Origin of the sequence: Paraburkholderia sp. SIMBA_027, assembly GCF_046535315.1 — a bacterium.
Classification (GTDB): Bacteria; Pseudomonadota; Gammaproteobacteria; order Burkholderiales; family Burkholderiaceae; genus Paraburkholderia; species Paraburkholderia tropica.
In genome coordinates this window covers 200,898-216,438 of record NZ_JAWRWY010000004.1, presented here as the reverse complement: position 1 = coordinate 216,438, position 15,541 = coordinate 200,898, and the positions used below count along the sequence as shown (strand labels likewise).

Here is a 15,541-nt window from a genome sequence, read left to right as displayed (position 1 = left end):
CGCCCGATACCGCGCATCACAAGGAAGGCCGATGTCCGCACTTCAGTCGATTTCCCCCGAGTTTCCGCCGGAATTCGTTTCCGGCCATCACGATGCGCTCACGCTCGATGCAGCGCTGGCCGCGTTGCCCGAGCTTGCCGAGGCGATTGGCGTCGACGCCGCCGCGCGCGAGGCGCGTCGCGAATTGCCGTTCGCGGGCTTCGAGCAGTTCCGGCGTTCGGCGCTCGGACGGCTGCGCCTGCCGGTCGAATGGGGCGGCCTGGGCGGCACGCTGGTCGACGAATTCGACGTGATTGCCACGCTCGCCGCCGCGGACAGCCATCTCGCGCACGCGCTGCGTCTGCATTACGACCAGACCGAGGTGCTGCTGCTGTCGCCACGCACGCCGTTCAACGACGTGCAGATTCGCCGCGTGATCGACGGCGCGATTTTCGGCGGTGCATCGACGGAAGCCACGACCTCGCGTCCCGGCGAAATTCAGACCGCGCTGCGCCGCGAAGGCGAGCATTACCGGCTCGACGGCCGCAAATATTATTCGACGGGCACGGCTTTCGCGGATTACGCGCGCCTGAATGTGCAGGACGACGAGGGCCGCGCCGTGATCGCCGTCGTGCCCGTGAAGCGCGACGGCTTCAGCGTGCTCGACGACTGGGACGGCATGGGCCAGCGCATGACCGCGAGCGGCAGCCTCGTATTCGACGACCTGATCGTCTACGCCGACGAAGTGGCCGCGCGCGATCTCACCACGCTGGTCGGCCGTCACACGGGCGCGCTGCGCCAACTGCATCTGGTCGCGGTGGCCGCCGGCATCGTGCGCAACGTGGTGAGCGATGCGCGCCGCTATGTGCGCGATCACGGCCGCCCCGCGCTGCACAGCCCCGCGCCGAGTGCGCGCGAGGACGCGTTTATCCAGCAGATCGTCGGCACCTTGTCGGCGCACAGCCATGCGATCGACGCGCTTGTGCGCGAAAACGCGCGCGTGCTGGAGCGCTCGTCTCAAGCAATCCGGAATGGCGATGCCGACGCCGAATCGCTCGTGCTCGAAGGCGCGCTCGCGACCGCGCGCACGCAACTGGTGGTGAGCAAGCTCGCGCTCGAAGCGGGCGAGCGGATGTTCGAGGCGGGCGGTGCGTCGGCGACGTCGCGCGCGCACAACTTCGACCGCCACTGGCGCAATCTGCGCACGATCTTCAGCCACAATCCGCTGCTGCACAAGGCGCGCGTGCTCGGCGACTACGTGCTCAACGACGTCACCACGCATCTCACCGAAGGCCGCGTGTTCTGAATCCGCACGCATATCTGCGCGAGCGGCGCCTTAATGACTCGAACGGATATGCGTATGGGAATTGCTTGGTTGCCGCGCGGCGCGTGCGCACGTAGATTGGTCTTCTCGATTCCAGACAGGCTTTACGCGTGACCATGACCGCTGCTTCGACTACCGCTTCGACTTCTGCTTCGTTCGCCGCCCAGCCGCCCGTCGCGGCGCAACGCTTCGAGATTCGCGCCTTCGATGCGCCGCTGGGCGCGGAAATCATCGGCCTCGATCTCGGCGCGCCGCTCGCCGACGACGACTTCGCGCGCATTCACCGCGCGCATCTCGATCATCATGTGCTGGTGTTTCGCGATCAGCGCATCACGCCCGCGCAACATGTGGAGTTCAGCCGCCGCTTCGGGCCGCTTCAGCAACACGTGCTGCATCAGTTCGCGCTGGCTGAACATCCGGACGTGCTGATCGTGTCGAATGTCGTCGAAAACGGCAAGCCGATCGGGCTCGGCGACGCCGGCCATTTCTGGCATTCCGATCTCTCGTACAAGGAGAAGCCGAGTCTCGGCTCGCTGTTGCATGCGCAGGAATTGCCGTCCGAAGGCGGCGACACGCTGTTCGCCAACATGCATCTCGCGTGGGACAGCTTGCCCGCGCATTTGCGTACGGCCGTCGAAGGTCTGCGCGCGGAGCATACCTATCTCGCGCGCTATGCCGAGCTGCAGGCGCGCAGCCCGTGGCGGCCGAATCTTTCGGCGGAGCAGATCGCGCAGGTGAAGCCGGTCGTGCATCCGGTCGTGCGCACGCATCCGGAAACGGGCCGCAAGGCGCTGTTCGTGAGCGAGCACTTCACCACCCGCATCGTCGATCTCCCCGACGACGAAAGCCGCGCGCTGCTCGACGAATTGTTCGAGCATAGCGTGCGCGCCGAGCATGTGTATCGCCATGTGTGGCGCGAGCACGATCTGGTGTTCTGGGACAACCGCTCGCTCATGCATCTCGCGGCCGGCACGCCCGATCATCTGCGCCGCAAGCTTTATCGGACCACCATCGAGGGCGATGCGCCGTTCTGAGCAGGCGTTTTCACATTCGTTTCCGCATTACGCGTTTTCGCGCGTTTCCAGATAGCGCCCCGGCGTGGTGCCGGTGGCGCGCTGAAACATTTCGATGAACGCGCTCACATTGCCATAGCCCAGTTCCAGCGCCGTGGCCGTCACGCTGCGGCCTTCCGCGATGCGTTCGAGCGCGCGCAGCAGTCGCGCCTGGCGACGCCATTGCGCGAACGTCCAGCCGGTTTCGGCGACAAAACGTCGGCTCAGCGTGCGCGGCGCGAGCGCGCCCCAGGCGGCCCATTCTTCGAGGCTGCGTTCGTTTCCGGGATCGGCGGCGAGCGCATCGGTAATGCGCGCGAGCCGTGCATCGACGGGACGCGGCAAGCCGAGCGGCTCGGCGGGCGCGGCGGCGATTTCATCGAGAATCATCTCGGCGATCCGCGTGCGCGCGGCGTCGAACGCAGCGTCGTCCCACGTCGCGGCGCGGCGCACGGCTTCGCGCAGCAGCGGCGTGGCGCGGATCGCGCGCGGCGCGTCGGGCAATCCGGCGCAGCGCGCCTCCGCCACGAACACGCTCCAGCCCGAAAACGGCCCGTGCGAACGCACCGAATGCAGATGATGCGGCGGAATCCAGATCGCATGCACGGCGGGCACGACCCATTGCGCCCCATCGATACCCACTGACACGAGCCCGTTCAGCGCGCCCATCAACTGGCCGCGCGCGTGATGATGGGGCGCACGCGTGCGCGCCGTGCGCTGCGTGAGTTCGCCCGCAGCAAGAAAGGGACCGTGCGTCGCCAGCACGCGGTCGGGCCGGACGATGGGCTCGTGGTTCAGTTGCTGTATGAGTCGCCGTTCGGCGGGTTGGCGCATGCTGTTTCTCCGCGGCGATGGCCGGAATTCCGTATCGATTGGCTGTTATACCGGAGACGGGCCGAATCCGCACGACTAGACTGCCTGTAAGCGATCGACAACGCGCGTGATGACGCAAGCGCCGATCCCTTTTCTCCAGCTATGTTCAAGGAATTCAGATGAAAGCAGCCGTCATTCGCGGTGCGGGCACGCTGCCTGATTACGCCGATTTCGACGCGCCCGCCGCGCTGGCGGGCCATCGCGTGATCGACGTGCGCGCCTGCGCGTTGAGCCGCGTCGCCTATGCGAAGGCTTCGGGCCAGCATTATTCTTCGACGCAGCGCTTTCCGTTCGTGGCGGGCCTCGACGGAGCGGGCCGTCTCGACGATGGCCAGCGCGTCTACTTCTGCATGCCGCGCGCGCCGTACGGCGCGTTGGCGCAGCAATGCCTCGTGGCGGAATCGCTCTACACGCCGATCCCCGATACGCTCGACGACGTCGCCGCCGCCGCGCTCGCCATTCCCGGCATGTCGTCGTGGGCCGCGCTGGTCGAACGCGCGCGTTTCGTCGCCGGCGAGACGGTGCTCGTGAATGGCGCGACCGGCGTGTCCGGGCGGCTCGCGGTGCGTATCGCGAAGCATCTGGGCGCGGGCAAGATCATCGTGACGGGCCGCAATCCAGCGATGCTCGACGCGCTCTGCGAAGCGGGCGCCGATGTCGCGATTGCGTTGAATGGCGAGCCGGATGCACTCGCCGCGCAGATCGCGCCGCATTTCGCAGCGGGCGTGGATGTAGTGCTCGATTATCTGTGGGGAGCGAGCGCGCAGGCGCTGCTGGTGACGGCTGCGCGAACCGCGCCGGAAGGGCGCGCGTTGCGCTTCGTGCAGATCGGGTCGGCGAGCGGCGGGGAGATTGCGTTGCCCGGCGCGGCGTTGCGCGCGGCGCCGATCACGTTGCTCGGCAGCGGCATCGGCAGTGTGACGATGCCGCGTTTGCTGGAGTGCGTGCGCGCCGTGTTCGGCGCGGCGCAAGCGGCGGCACTGGCGGTCGAAACGCAGGCCGTGCCGCTCGCGCAGATTGCCCAACATTGGCGCGAGCCTGGCAGCGGCCCGCGCACGGTGTTCACGATCGAGGCCTGAAAAACAGGCTTATTTGCGATCCGCGAACAGCTGGTCGAAGGTGCCGCCATCGGCGAAATGCGTGGCCTGCGCCTTCTGCCAGCTACCGAACACCTGCTCGACCGTGAAGGTCTTGATCGGCTTGAACTCGTCGGCGTGTTTGGCGAGCACGGCCTTGTCGCGCGGACGCAGATGATGTTGCGCGATGATTTCCTGCGCGGCGGGCGAGTACAGATACTCCAGATACGCTGTCGCTTCCTTGCGCGTGCCGCGCTTGTCCACGACCTTGTCGACCACCGTCACGGGCGGCTCGGCCAGCAGACTCACCGACGGATAGACCGCCTCGAAATCCTTCGCGCCCACGCCCGTATCGATCAGCGAAACTTCATTTTCGAAGGTCACGAGCACGTCGCCGATACCGCGCTGCGTGAACGTGGTCGTCGCGCCGCGACCGCCTGTGTCGAGCACCGGCACGTTCTTGAGCAGCGCGCGTTCGAAGTCGAGCGCCTGCGCGTCGCTCGCGCCTTGCAGCTTGCGATAACCCCACGCGGCCAGATACGCATAGCGGCCATTGCCCGAGGTCTTCGGATTCGCGATCACGACCTGCACGCCGGGCTTCACGAGATCGTCCCAATCCTTGATGTGCTTCGGATTGCCCTTGCGCACGAGAAACACCATCGTCGTGGTGTACGGCGCGCTGGCATCGGGCAGACGCGTGCGCCAGTTCTTCGGCACGATCTGGCCGCGTTCGGCGAGCAGGTCGATGTCGTTGGGCTGATTCATCGTCACGACGTCGGCCTGCAGGCCTTGCAGCACGGAAAGCGCCTGCGCGCTCGATGCGCCGTGCGACTGCTTGATCGTGATGGTTTCGCCGGTCTTCTGCTTGTAGTCGGCGATAAAGCTCGCGTTGATGTCCTTGTAGAGTTCGCGCGTGACGTCGTACGAGACGTTGAGCAGCGACGTGTCTGCGTAGGCGAGCGTGGCGGCGAATGCCGAACTGGCGACGATGCCCGCGCCGAGCCAGCGCGCGGCGCGTTGGAGTGATGCCATGCGAATCCCCGAATGATTGTGATTGGGCGCGGCGCCGGAAGCGATGCGTGTGCGAATGCCGCGTGAGCGCCGGGTGGCCAGCGTTCCATTCTATCGGCAGCTTGTAAGGTGCTTATATCGATCCATGCTTTGCTTTGCAGTGAAACTGCTAAAGCGCTTTTCAGTACGATGCGCGCGTTTAAACGAGTTCGGCGTAACCGTTTGCGCGTGCTTCGTCGGCGAACTGCTCGATGACGGCGTAATCGGCGGGCGCGAGACGAGAAAAGCCCTGCAAACGCAGGGTTTTTGCACGCAGCGCATCGAGCGTGCAGGCGTGGTCGAGCGCATCGCGCAGCAAGGCGGCATGCGCGACAGGCAGCGTGCGCGAGGCGATGAACGGCAGGCCAGGCGCCGCCGCCGTCATACCGATCTCGCGTAATGACTCGAGCATCTCGGGCCGTGCATCGCGCACGTAAGCGAGCGTGACGCAGTCGATGGACGCGACGTCCGCTTCGTCGGCGGCGAGCGCCCGCAGCGCATTCCAATGCGAGCCGACGAACGACACCGAGGCAAAGAAACGTTCGCTGCGCACGGACTTTGGAATGGTGGTCGCCACTGCATGACGGAACGCGTTCATGCCGCTATGCGAGTCGGCGCTATTACAGGCCGCGCGCAAACCGCGGCACGCGGCGAGCGACGTCGCGCCATTCGCATACGCTTGCGCCGACACGAGCAGCACACTGCGATACCACGCGCCTTCGCAACCGGGCGCGTTGAACACCGGCGTCGCGAGCAAATGCACCTGCCGATCGAGCCCGAGCAGGCGATACGGAAAGCCGCAGGTTTGCGACATCAGCAGGTCGGGGCTGCGCCATAGCGCGAACAGGTCGCCGAGCGGTTCATCGAGCAAGGCGATGCGCTCGCGCACGCCGGCGCGGCGCGCGAATTCGCCGAGCGCGTCGCGCAGGAAGGCGCGCCATAGCATGCCGTGCTGCGGCGTGACGTTGTACATCGGCAGGGCGGCGATCCCGTGCGTCATCGTGTCAATCCTGCGTCAATTCTGCAAATGCCACGAGCATATAACGATTCGCGAATCCGTTATTGGAACGCGGCGCGCGCGCTTTTTATACTCGCCTTTCATTCTGTATTCGCACCACACCACACGGGAAAAAACAATGAAGAAGAAATGGCTCGCCGCTGGACTCGTCGCATTCACGGCTCTGACTTCCGGTCTCGCACACGCAGATCGTCTCGACGACATCAAGAAGGCCGGCGTCCTGCGCGTGGCCACCTTCGACAGCAATCCGCCGTTCGGTTTCGTCGATCCGGCCACGAATCATATTGTGGGTCTCGACGTGGATTATGCGCGCGCCATCGCCGACAAACTGGGCGTCAAACTCGAATTGCAGCCGACCAATCCCGCCAATCGCGTGCCGTTCCTCGTTTCGCACAAGGTCGATCTCGTGCTCGCGAACTTCACGATTACCGACGAGCGCGCGAAACAGGTCGATTTCAGCATTCCGTATTTCTCGTCGGGCCAGCAGTTTCTTGCGAAGAAGGGCGTGCTGAAATCGCCGGATCAGATTTCGAGCCTGCGCATTGGCGTGGACAAGGGCACGACGAATGAAATCACGGTGCGCGAGAAGTATCCGCAAGCCACGCTCGTCGCGTATGACGACACGCCGTTCGCGTTTGCCGCGCTGCGTACCGGCAACGTGCAGGCGATCACGCAGGATGGCCCGAAGCTCGTCGGTCTGCTCGCCAACGTGCCCGATAAACAGAATTACGAAATCCCGCCGTTCACGATCTCGAACGACTATATGGGCGTGGGCATTCCGAAGGGCGAGCCGCGTCTGACGTCGTTCGTGAACGACACGCTGCGCGGTCTCGAAGCCAACGGCACGGCGCTGACGATTTATAACCGCTGGTTCGGCCCGACGACGAAAACGCCGCTCGCGCGCACCTTCAAGATCGGCGACAAGGTCTGATGGATTCGTATCTGGCGGCATTGCAGGCCGATCTCCCGCTCGCGCCGAAGTATCTGCTGTGGCTCTGGCAGGGCTTTGGCGTGACGCTGGGCGTGACGTTGTGCGCCGCGTTCGCATCGACCGCGCTCGGTGTGCTGATCGCGCTCGCGCGGCAGGCACGGCTCGCGGTGTTGCGTCGCGCGGGTCATGTTTATGTGACGGCCTTCCGCAATTCGCCGCTGCTCGTGCAATTGCTGTTCTGGTATTTCGGCGCGGCCACGTTGCTGCCGGATGCGTGGATGCAATGGCTCAATACGCCGCACGTATTGGCCTCGCCGCTGGTCGCGCTGCGCTGGCCGTCGTTCGAGTTCGTGGCGGCGTGGCTCGGGCTCACATGTTATACAGCCGCGTTTATCGCGGGCGAAGTGGAGGCGGGCATTGCGGGCGTGGCGCTCGCGCAGCGTCAGGCTGCAGCGGCGCTCGGCTTGACGCCGTGGCAATCGTTTCGTTATGTCGTGCTGCCCCAGGCGATTCGCATCGCGTTGCCGCCGCTTTTCGGGCAATACATGAATCTGGTGAAGAATTCCTCGCTGGCGATGGCGATTGGTCTCGCTGAATTGTCGTACGCGTCGCGCCAGGTGGAAACGGAAACGTTTCAAACCTTCGCGGCATTCGGCATTGCGACGCTGCTTTATATTGGCGCGATCGCGCTGCTCGAAGCGGTGCTGCATTGGCGGCAATATGCGCGCCCGGCCACGCGGGGAGCACGCTGATGATGCCGTGGCACGTTTTTACGGCGAATCTGCCGTACTTGCTCGTTGGCGCCTTTCCCGACGGGCCGCTCGGCGGCGCGGCGCTCACGCTCGTGCTGGCGATTACGTCCGCGCTGGCCTCGGCGTTGCTCGGCCTCGCGCTCGGCATTGCGCTGGCGCTCGCATCCGGCCCGCTGCGCGCGCTGCTGCTGCTCGTGATCGGCTTCTTCCGCGCGATTCCCGTGCTGATGCTGATTTTCTGGACGTTTTTCCTGCTGCCGGTGATTTTTCACGTCGACGTGCCGGGTCTCGCGGCCGTGGTCTGCGCGCTCTCGCTGATCGGCGGCGCGTATCTCGCGCATTCGGTGCATGCGGGCATCGTCGCGGTGGGCGACGCGCAATGGCAGGCGGGTCTGTCGCTCGGATTTTCGCGTTTCGCGGCGCTGCGTTACGTGGTGCTGCCCCAGGCTTTGCGCATCATGGCGCCTTCGTTCGTGAATCAATGGGTGTCGCTCGTAAAAGACACGTCGCTTGCCTATATCGTGGGCGTGGGCGAATTGTCGTTCGTCGCCACCCAGATAAATAATCGACTGATGATTTATCCGATTCCGATTTTCCTGTTTGTCGCCGCGTTGTATCTCGTGATGTGCACGGCGCTCGACCGCGCGGCGATGTCCTTGCTCGTCCGCACGCGGCGTGTGAAAGCACGTGCGTTCGAAACGGCGGCCGCCGCGCCCTGAGCGGCGTGGTTTGAAAATCTCTCTCGCCGATTTTTAAAATCCCGACATATCGCGCTACTATCCTTCAACCGTGTTTATTTTGGAGGATCGGTAAAAGTGAAGTACGAAAACGCCTTGCAGAGTGCGATTAAAGGGCGGCTCGAGCGCGCGATGGAACTGGCCGAGCTGTTCGGCCTGTTCATTATCGGCATTGGCACCGTGGCCGCCATGGTGCATTTGATCTGGCGGATGGTGAATTCCGATGGCGTCACCCTCACCGATCTGCTGCTGATGTTCCTGTACCTCGAGGTATTCGCGATGGTCGGGCAATATCTGAAGGCGGGGCAATTGCCGGTGCGTTTCCCGCTGTATATCGCCATGGTGTCGATTGCGCGAGACCTGATTCTGCGTGCGGGCGCGAATTCGGAAATCCATTTGCTGGCTTCCTCGGGCGCGATCGTGCTGATCGCCGTGGGGGTCTTGCTGATTCGCTTTGGTCAGGCGAAATACCCGAGCAGCACCGACGACAACAGCAAGAAGCACGAGTCGAAGAAAATCGAAAGCGCTTGATGCACTTTTATCGGTAGTGATGCGCCGGGCCGCAATCGCCCGGTGCGGCAATTTGGCGCGGCTCGGCGCCCGCGTAAAAACAGTTTCCGACCGAATTTCGGGTTGCGGAGCACGCCTTCGAGCGAAGCTTTTTCAAGTCATTCACTCACTCCAGATGAGTCGTGCGAGCAATTCTCTGCTCCAGCTTTCCGGGTCGGATAGTACCTGAAAGCCAGATTCTCACCGCGCTACTATCTCGTTTCCATCCGTTGTTCGCTTGGCTCCCGGCTTGGTGAGTCGCCAGGACCGTGCCACCGCGCACGCGTTTCGCATATCGCCGGCGACGCTTTCCTTCGCGCAATCCGTTCGTAGACCACGCCTGGGTGCGGTCCTATGATCTTCGCGGATGTCGTTCCGCCGCACCTCACGAGGCTCCATGGTCAATCCGATCCGCAGTGAAATCGATTTCGATGCTGAGGGACGCCACGTCGGCTACCTGCGTCTGCCGCATTCGGTGCATCGCTCCGCATATGGCTGGATTCCCATTCCCGCCGGATCGATCCGCCATGGTGACGGTCCGACCGTCGTGCTGATGGCGGGCAATCACGGCGACGAATACGAAGGCCAGATTCTGGTTTCGCAATTGCTGCGCGAAATCGAACCGCAATGGGTGAGCGGTCAATTGATCTTTCTGCCGATGGCGAATTTCCCCGCTGCGCAGGCCGGCACGCGCACGTCGCCGCTCGATGGCGGTAATCTGAATCGCAGCTTCCCGGGCGATCCGCAAGGTTCACCGACGGCCATCATTGCCGACTATATCGAGCACACGCTGTTGGCGCGTGCGCAATATCTGATCGACTTTCACTCAGGTGGCAGTTCGCTGCTCTACGACGGCGCGAACATGCTCGCCATACAGCCCGACGACGCCGGGCAGACAACACGTTTGCGCGCATTACTCGGTGCATTCGGCTTGCCGCGTGCGTTCTTGCATGCGCCCAATCCGCTGCATTCGGCCACCGCAGCGTGGCGGCAAGGCGCGATCTCGATCGTGACAGAACTGGGTGGCGCGGGCACGGTGCAAAGCCGCTTGTTGCGCGAGGCGCGTCAGGGCGTGCTGCATCTGCTGGGGCACATTGGCGCGCTTGCCGGACCGCTGGTGCCGAAGGCCGCGCCCCACGAGACACGCTTCTATCGCGTGTCCGGCGCGTCTCACTATGTCTATGCCTATGAACACGGCGTTTTCGAGCCGCTCGTCGAACTCGGGCAGCGCGTGGAAGCGGGGCAGCCCGCCGCGCGAATTCATTTTCCTGAAACACCGTTGCGCGAGCCGGTAACGGTCGCGTTCGACGCCGCGGGCGAAGTCGTGTGTCAACGCGCGATGGCGGCGGTGCAGCGAGGCGATTGTCTGTTCCACCTGGCCGAGCCGGCGTGATGCGTTTGCGGGCTGTTTGCTGCGATGGCGGCAGCGGCCGCCGTTATTGCAGCGAATCGCTCATCTCGATCGGTTTCAAGTTTCAATTCGATCAATAGTTATCCATAACGTTATTCGAATTGCTTGGTTAATGGCTGCGCAGTCAACGGATAACCTTGTCTGCGTCAGACCGAACTTGAAAAGAACAGCGGCGTCATTCCCCGGACGATTCTTTATGAGCTACCGAATCATCGACACTACACCGCTCGACGCGCTGGCCAAGCCGTTGCTCGACGGTTTGCAACACGAGTACGCGACGCGATACCGCGAATTTCGCAGCGACAGCGAGGCATCGGCGGCGCAGGAACTGGCGCGCTATCCGGCCGCGTTGTTCGCGCCGCCGGATGGCGCGTTCATTCTCGTCGAACACGAGGGAGAAATTGTCGGCGGCGGCGCGTTCAAGCGCTATGACGCGCATACGGCCGAACTCAAACGCATCTGGACGCACGAAAGCCAGCGGCGAAAAGGCATTGCGCGCCGGGTCGTCGAAGAACTGGAAGCGCGCGCGGTACATCTCGGTTATCGCCGCATTTATTTGACGACGGGTTTCAGACAACCCGAAGCCTGGGGACTCTACTTCGACACACACTACGTGCCGCTTTTCGATCGCGCGATCGCGCCGGAGATTCATGTGCGGTTGCCGTTCGGCAAGGATTTGCGCAGACCGGGCGATGTCGATTCGCTCGACGATCTGCGCGCTCGCGAACCGCTTGGCGCACGCCAGTAAGCGGTCCATCGTCCACTTCATTCTTCCTTCGAACATGACATTCAAAAAGAAGCTTGCGCTGCTGGGCGGCGCGCTCACGCTCGGTCTCGGTGCGGTACTCGCGACCAGTACGTGGGCTGCCGAACAATTCGATCTGAGCCCCGAGCAGCACGGACGTCCTCGCGCCAGCGCCGACGCCGCAGCCATCAAGGCGGTGCCGCCGGGTTTTGCGTTCGCGGAGAAGGACACGCTCACGATCGGCATCGTACCCGCGCTGCCGCCGATCAGCGCCTATGCCACCGACGCACGCACCGTGGTCGGCTTCGATCCGGATCTCTCGCAGGTGGTCGCCGACGGTCTTGGACGCAAACTGCGGCTCGTGACGCTTGCGTGGCCCGATTGGCCGCTTGCGTTGCAGTCTGGAAAAGTCGATGCGGTGGTGTCGAACGTGACCGTGACGGAGGAGCGCAAGGAGAAGTTCGACTTCTCGACGTATCGCCGCGACGAACTGGGCTTTTATGTGCGCACCGGCAGCCCGATCAAGACGATTCGCGAGCCGAAGGATGTGGCGGGGTTGCGTGTGATTACCGATGCGGGCACGAATCAGGAAAAGGTCCTGCTCGAATGGAACAAGGAAAATATTGCACATGGTTTGAAGCCGCTCACCGTGCAGTATTACGACGACGATGCGGTGCGCACTGTCGCGCTGCAAGCCGGGCGCGCCGATGCGATATTCAGTGTGAACGCCGTGCTGGCGTGGCAGTCCGCGGTACAGGGGAAAACGCGGCTGGTGGGCACGGTTAGCGGCGGCTGGCCGCGCACGGCCGAGGTGGCCATCACCACACGCAAAGGAAGTGGTCTCGCTGTACCGCTCACGCAGGTGCTGAACGACCTGATCCAGAGTGGCAAGTATGGGCAGGTGCTCACGCGCTGGAATTTGCAGTCGGAAGGGATTGCTCATTCGGCGACAAATCCGCCAGGATTGCCGAAAACGTGAGTGAGCGTTTGCGCGCATGGCACAGGTGATTTAAGCAGCGCGCATCCTGAAGACTTCGCAGTAACGAACGGCGTGCCGTCATAGGCGCGCCGTTTGCTTTTTCAACGCCTTGATTCGCGCCCGAGCGGCGAACCGCGCATCGCACTTGAATTAACGATTATGAATAGCGCTTACGCGGAATAACCATGCGCAAAATGATTGTTTAATTGATGTGCAGCATGACTGTTATCTTTTTCACGCACTGAAACAAACCAGCACGGACACATAGAATGCTGGCGTAATCTTAACGTAAGATTGATGAGTCATGCAGATCAAAATGAAAATAATGCGTCTTTTCAGGGAAGTCACGGTGTCGCGCACACTGCACGTCAATACGCATCTCCATTTCGTTTCAAGCACATAAGCCGATCGCCGTCACGGTATTCGCGCGCTTCAATCAATTTGATTAGTCATCCTTTTCTAATCGGACTCGTCCGGTCGAAGGCGAGGGTGCGCGCATGCCCGCCGGACTCCCGTAACCGTAACCCAACGCTCTTTGCCAACTGGATTACCGATGCATGCACTGACAAAAAGACAGGCCGCCCGATTCGGGACGGCTGCGCCCGGCTTGCGCATGAAGACCCTGGCTCTTGCCGCTCTTGCGCTGGCGTGCCACGGCGCGGCATGGGCGCAAACCACGCCGGCCACGCCCGAGGGTGATACCGGCATCACGCAACCGGCGCAATCCACGCAGTCGGCTTCGCCTGCGCAGACGACGACCGCACGCGGCGGCGATACCGTGCAGCAAGACACCGTTGTCGTGACGGGCACGCGTACGGACACCAAGGCGAGCAAGAGCCTGACGCCCGTGGACGTGATTAGTGGCGCGCGTCTTCAGCAGACCGGTCAGAGCAATCTGCGCGACGCGCTGGTTCAACTCTCGCCCGCCATCGTGCGCGAGACCTACGCGGGCGACGCCGCCGTGCTCACCGACGCGCTGTCGCTGCACGGCCTGAGCCCCGATCACGTGCTGGTGCTCATGAACGGAAAACGTCGGCACAGCACTGCGAATATCGCGCTGGACGGTGGCTTGAACGAAGGCTCGACCGGCGTCGATATCGACATGATTCCGGTAGCGCTGATCGATCACATCGAGATTCTGCGCGACGGGGCCGCCGCTCAATATGGTTCCGACGCTATCGCGGGCGTCATCAATATCATTCTTAAACGCAAGTCGCAGGGCGGCGAGGTGCAGAGCACGACCGGTCAGACCTATGCGGGCGATGGGTTGAAAAACACCGAGTCGGCGAATCTCGGCTTCAATCTCGGCGATCGAGGTTTCCTGGATCTCGCCGCCGAATACGCGCGCCAGAATCACACGGTGCGGACCGGTCCCGACGACTATTTCGGCACCTTCGCACCGGGGCACGGTTACTACAATCCCATCGAAGGCGATCCGTCGAGTACGCGTCAGTCGGTGGGTTTCAACGCGGGCTATTCGCTCAGCGACGATGTCGAACTCTATGGATTCGGTACCTATGCGCATCGCAACGCCAGCGCCTACCAGAACTATCGCCCGCCTTCGGTGCTGCCCGAAATTTATCCGAACGGCTTCACGCCGCAAGAGACAATCAGCGAGAACGATTTTTCGGTCACGGCAGGCGTGAAGGGCGAGAATCTGTTCGGCTGGTCGTGGGATCTGAGCACGACTTACGGCGGCGATCACGCGAACATCGGTATGGTCGATTCGGCCAATACCGGGCTCTACGACGCGATTGGCTACACGCCCACGAATTTCCATCTGTCGACGGTGAGCAATACGCAGCTCACCAACAACATCGACTTTTCGCGGGCATTCCAGTTGCCGCTGCTGCCCGCGCCGGTGCAGGTGTCGTTCGGCTTCGAGCAGCGCCGCGAGACGTATTCGGTCGGGGCAGGCGATCCGTATTCCTACGCGTACGGTGGCTCACAGGCTCTGCCGGGTCTTTCGCCGGTCAGCGCGGCCGACGTGTCGCGCAACGTGATCGGCACGTATATCGACTTGTCGACGCATATCACGCCGAAGTGGCAGATCGATCTCGCGGGCCGCTACGAGCACTATAACGACGTGGGTGACACCACCAACGGCAAGATCTCCACGCGCTACGACTTCACGCCGCGCTTCGCGATTCGCGGCAGCGTCAGCTCGGGTTTCCGCGCGCCGTCGCTCGCCGAGGAGTATTACACCAATATCAATGAGTCGCCGGCGTCGGCGAGCGGTTTGCTCGCGGCGAATTCGGCGGCGGCGAAGCTTATCGGCGCGCAGCAGCTCAAGTCCGAACAGTCGACGAACTACAACGTCGGCTTCGTGCTCACGCCCGTGGACAATCTGCATCTGACGCTCGATGCGTATCAGGTGGATATCCGCAATCGCATCGTGTTGGGTGGAACGGCGTCGGGCGCCGACGCAATTGCGGCGATGGAAGCGGCCGGATTGTCGGTGCCTTCTTCGGTGCCGGTGTCGGCGGTATCGGCGAGCTATTTCACCAATGGCGCGAGCACGCGTACGCGCGGTATCGACCTCATGGGCGCGTGGCACACGGCATTCGGCCGCTGGGGGCAGGTGGACTGGGATCTCGGCGTCAATCTGAATACGACGTCGATCACGCACATGGCGACCAACGCGAACGGCGGCCCGGTGCTCAATGCGCAGCAGGTCGGCTGGCTCACGACGTCGACGCCGAAGAACAAGATCATTATCGGCGGCACATGGCATCGCGACAAATGGGCTGTGGCGATTCACGAAACGCGTTTTGGCACGACCTCGGGTGAAGAGACTTATATCGTCGGACCGAATGCATTTTCCACCACGCAGTTCATTCACTTCGAAAACGCGGCGCGTTACGTGACCGACGTGGAAGTGCGCTACGACGTGACGAAGAAATTCCAGATCGCGGTGGGCGCGAACAATCTCTTCGATGTCTATCCGTCGAAGCTGCCCTATGAAGCGCAACTAGAAGGCGCGCAGTACGACGCGTTCGCCTCCACGATCGGCGTGAATGGCGGTTTTTATTATCTGCGAGCGCGCTACCAGTTTTAAGCAATAC

General features: G+C 62.8%; 14 protein-coding genes. 11 read left to right on the top strand and 3 right to left on the bottom strand.

Annotated elements, in window-relative coordinates; translation table 11 throughout:
• Positions 1–31: 31 nt before the first annotated feature.
• Positions 32–1,285 carry an acyl-CoA dehydrogenase family protein gene (locus SB764_RS09020; RefSeq protein ID WP_080180377.1) on the top strand — a complete coding sequence of 418 codons (1,254 nt, stop codon included), beginning with the start codon at positions 32–34 and terminating at the stop codon, positions 1,283–1,285.
• A gap of 134 nt (positions 1,286–1,419) precedes the next feature.
• Complete coding sequence (locus SB764_RS09015) at positions 1,420–2,337, top strand: TauD/TfdA dioxygenase family protein (RefSeq protein WP_110328696.1); 918 nt, start codon at positions 1,420–1,422, stop codon at positions 2,335–2,337.
• 27 nt (positions 2,338–2,364) lie between these two features.
• Here the strand turns inward: SB764_RS09015 and SB764_RS09010 are convergent, their stop codons facing one another.
• Positions 2,365–3,189: an AraC family transcriptional regulator gene (locus SB764_RS09010; protein WP_065060474.1), complete on the bottom strand. Its 825-nt coding sequence runs from the start codon at positions 3,187–3,189 to the stop codon at positions 2,365–2,367.
• Positions 3,190–3,347: 158 nt separating this feature from the next.
• Between SB764_RS09010 and SB764_RS09005 the strand changes: the two genes are divergently transcribed.
• Positions 3,348–4,307 carry a zinc-binding alcohol dehydrogenase family protein gene (locus tag SB764_RS09005; protein ID WP_321866997.1) on the top strand — a complete coding sequence of 320 codons (960 nt, stop codon included), beginning with the start codon at positions 3,348–3,350 and terminating at the stop codon, positions 4,305–4,307.
• Between the two features lie 9 nt (positions 4,308–4,316).
• Here SB764_RS09005 and SB764_RS09000 read toward each other — a convergent pair whose 3' ends face one another.
• Positions 4,317–5,336, bottom strand: coding sequence for a sulfate ABC transporter substrate-binding protein (locus SB764_RS09000; RefSeq protein WP_410863287.1), 1,020 nt, complete (start codon positions 5,334–5,336; stop codon positions 4,317–4,319).
• A gap of 178 nt (positions 5,337–5,514) precedes the next feature.
• A complete protein-coding gene (locus tag SB764_RS08995) occupies positions 5,515–6,354 on the bottom strand; it encodes a phosphate/phosphite/phosphonate ABC transporter substrate-binding protein (protein WP_410863285.1) in 840 nt (279 codons plus the stop codon).
• 136 nt (positions 6,355–6,490) lie between these two features.
• On the opposite strand from SB764_RS08995, the gene SB764_RS08990 reads away from it, so the two are divergent.
• The 8 genes from SB764_RS08990 to SB764_RS08955 all read left to right on the top strand — a co-directional run bounded on the left by SB764_RS08990 (position 6,491) and on the right by SB764_RS08955 (position 15,534).
• On the top strand, positions 6,491–7,303 hold the full coding sequence (locus tag SB764_RS08990) for an ABC transporter substrate-binding protein (RefSeq protein ID WP_110328691.1): 813 nt from the start codon (positions 6,491–6,493) through the stop codon (positions 7,301–7,303).
• A complete protein-coding gene (locus SB764_RS08985) occupies positions 7,303–8,055 on the top strand; it encodes an amino acid ABC transporter permease (protein WP_410863283.1) in 753 nt (250 codons plus the stop codon). Before SB764_RS08990 ends, SB764_RS08985 begins: the two co-directional genes overlap by 1 nt.
• Positions 8,056–8,057: 2 nt before the next feature.
• Entirely contained in the window at positions 8,058–8,774 is a 717-nt protein-coding gene (locus SB764_RS08980; protein ID WP_065060596.1) for an amino acid ABC transporter permease, read from the top strand.
• Between the two features lie 96 nt (positions 8,775–8,870).
• The gene (locus tag SB764_RS08975; protein ID WP_080180378.1) at positions 8,871–9,323 is read left to right on the top strand and encodes a phosphate-starvation-inducible protein PsiE; all 453 of its coding nucleotides are present in this window, start codon (positions 8,871–8,873) and stop codon (positions 9,321–9,323) included.
• Positions 9,324–9,738: 415 nt separating this feature from the next.
• Complete coding sequence (locus tag SB764_RS08970; RefSeq protein WP_410863281.1) at positions 9,739–10,734, top strand: succinylglutamate desuccinylase/aspartoacylase family protein; 996 nt, start codon at positions 9,739–9,741, stop codon at positions 10,732–10,734.
• 214 nt (positions 10,735–10,948) lie between these two features.
• On the top strand, positions 10,949–11,500 hold the full coding sequence (locus SB764_RS08965) for a GNAT family N-acetyltransferase (protein WP_110328689.1): 552 nt from the start codon (positions 10,949–10,951) through the stop codon (positions 11,498–11,500).
• Positions 11,501–11,534: 34 nt separating this feature from the next.
• Positions 11,535–12,476 (top strand): ABC transporter substrate-binding protein, encoded by a 942-nt coding sequence (locus SB764_RS08960; RefSeq protein ID WP_080180391.1) that lies wholly within the window; start codon positions 11,535–11,537, stop codon positions 12,474–12,476.
• Between the two features lie 613 nt (positions 12,477–13,089).
• Entirely contained in the window at positions 13,090–15,534 is a 2,445-nt protein-coding gene (locus tag SB764_RS08955; protein WP_410863279.1) for a TonB-dependent receptor plug domain-containing protein, read from the top strand.
• Positions 15,535–15,541: the final 7 nt, after the last annotated feature.

Bases quoted from the DNA above. Each gene is read 5' to 3' on its own strand.
- SB764_RS09020 (WP_080180377.1), top strand. From the start codon at position 32: ATGTCCGCACTTCAGTCGATTTCCCCCGAGTTTCCGCCGGAATTCGTT.
- SB764_RS09015 (WP_110328696.1), top strand. From the start codon at position 1,420: ATGACCGCTGCTTCGACTACCGCTTCGACTTCTGCTTCGTTCGCCGCC.
- SB764_RS09010 (WP_065060474.1), bottom strand. From the start codon at position 3,189: ATGCGCCAACCCGCCGAACGGCGACTCATACAGCAACTGAACCACGAG.
- SB764_RS09005 (WP_321866997.1), top strand. From the start codon at position 3,348: ATGAAAGCAGCCGTCATTCGCGGTGCGGGCACGCTGCCTGATTACGCC.
- SB764_RS09000 (WP_410863287.1), bottom strand. From the start codon at position 5,336: ATGGCATCACTCCAACGCGCCGCGCGCTGGCTCGGCGCGGGCATCGTC.
- SB764_RS08995 (WP_410863285.1), bottom strand. From the start codon at position 6,354: ATGACGCACGGGATCGCCGCCCTGCCGATGTACAACGTCACGCCGCAG.
- SB764_RS08990 (WP_110328691.1), top strand. From the start codon at position 6,491: ATGAAGAAGAAATGGCTCGCCGCTGGACTCGTCGCATTCACGGCTCTG.
- SB764_RS08985 (WP_410863283.1), top strand. From the start codon at position 7,303: ATGGATTCGTATCTGGCGGCATTGCAGGCCGATCTCCCGCTCGCGCCG.
- SB764_RS08980 (WP_065060596.1), top strand. From the start codon at position 8,058: ATGCCGTGGCACGTTTTTACGGCGAATCTGCCGTACTTGCTCGTTGGC.
- SB764_RS08970 (WP_410863281.1), top strand. From the start codon at position 9,739: ATGGTCAATCCGATCCGCAGTGAAATCGATTTCGATGCTGAGGGACGC.
- SB764_RS08965 (WP_110328689.1), top strand. From the start codon at position 10,949: ATGAGCTACCGAATCATCGACACTACACCGCTCGACGCGCTGGCCAAG.
- SB764_RS08960 (WP_080180391.1), top strand. From the start codon at position 11,535: ATGACATTCAAAAAGAAGCTTGCGCTGCTGGGCGGCGCGCTCACGCTC.
- SB764_RS08955 (WP_410863279.1), top strand. From the start codon at position 13,090: ATGAAGACCCTGGCTCTTGCCGCTCTTGCGCTGGCGTGCCACGGCGCG.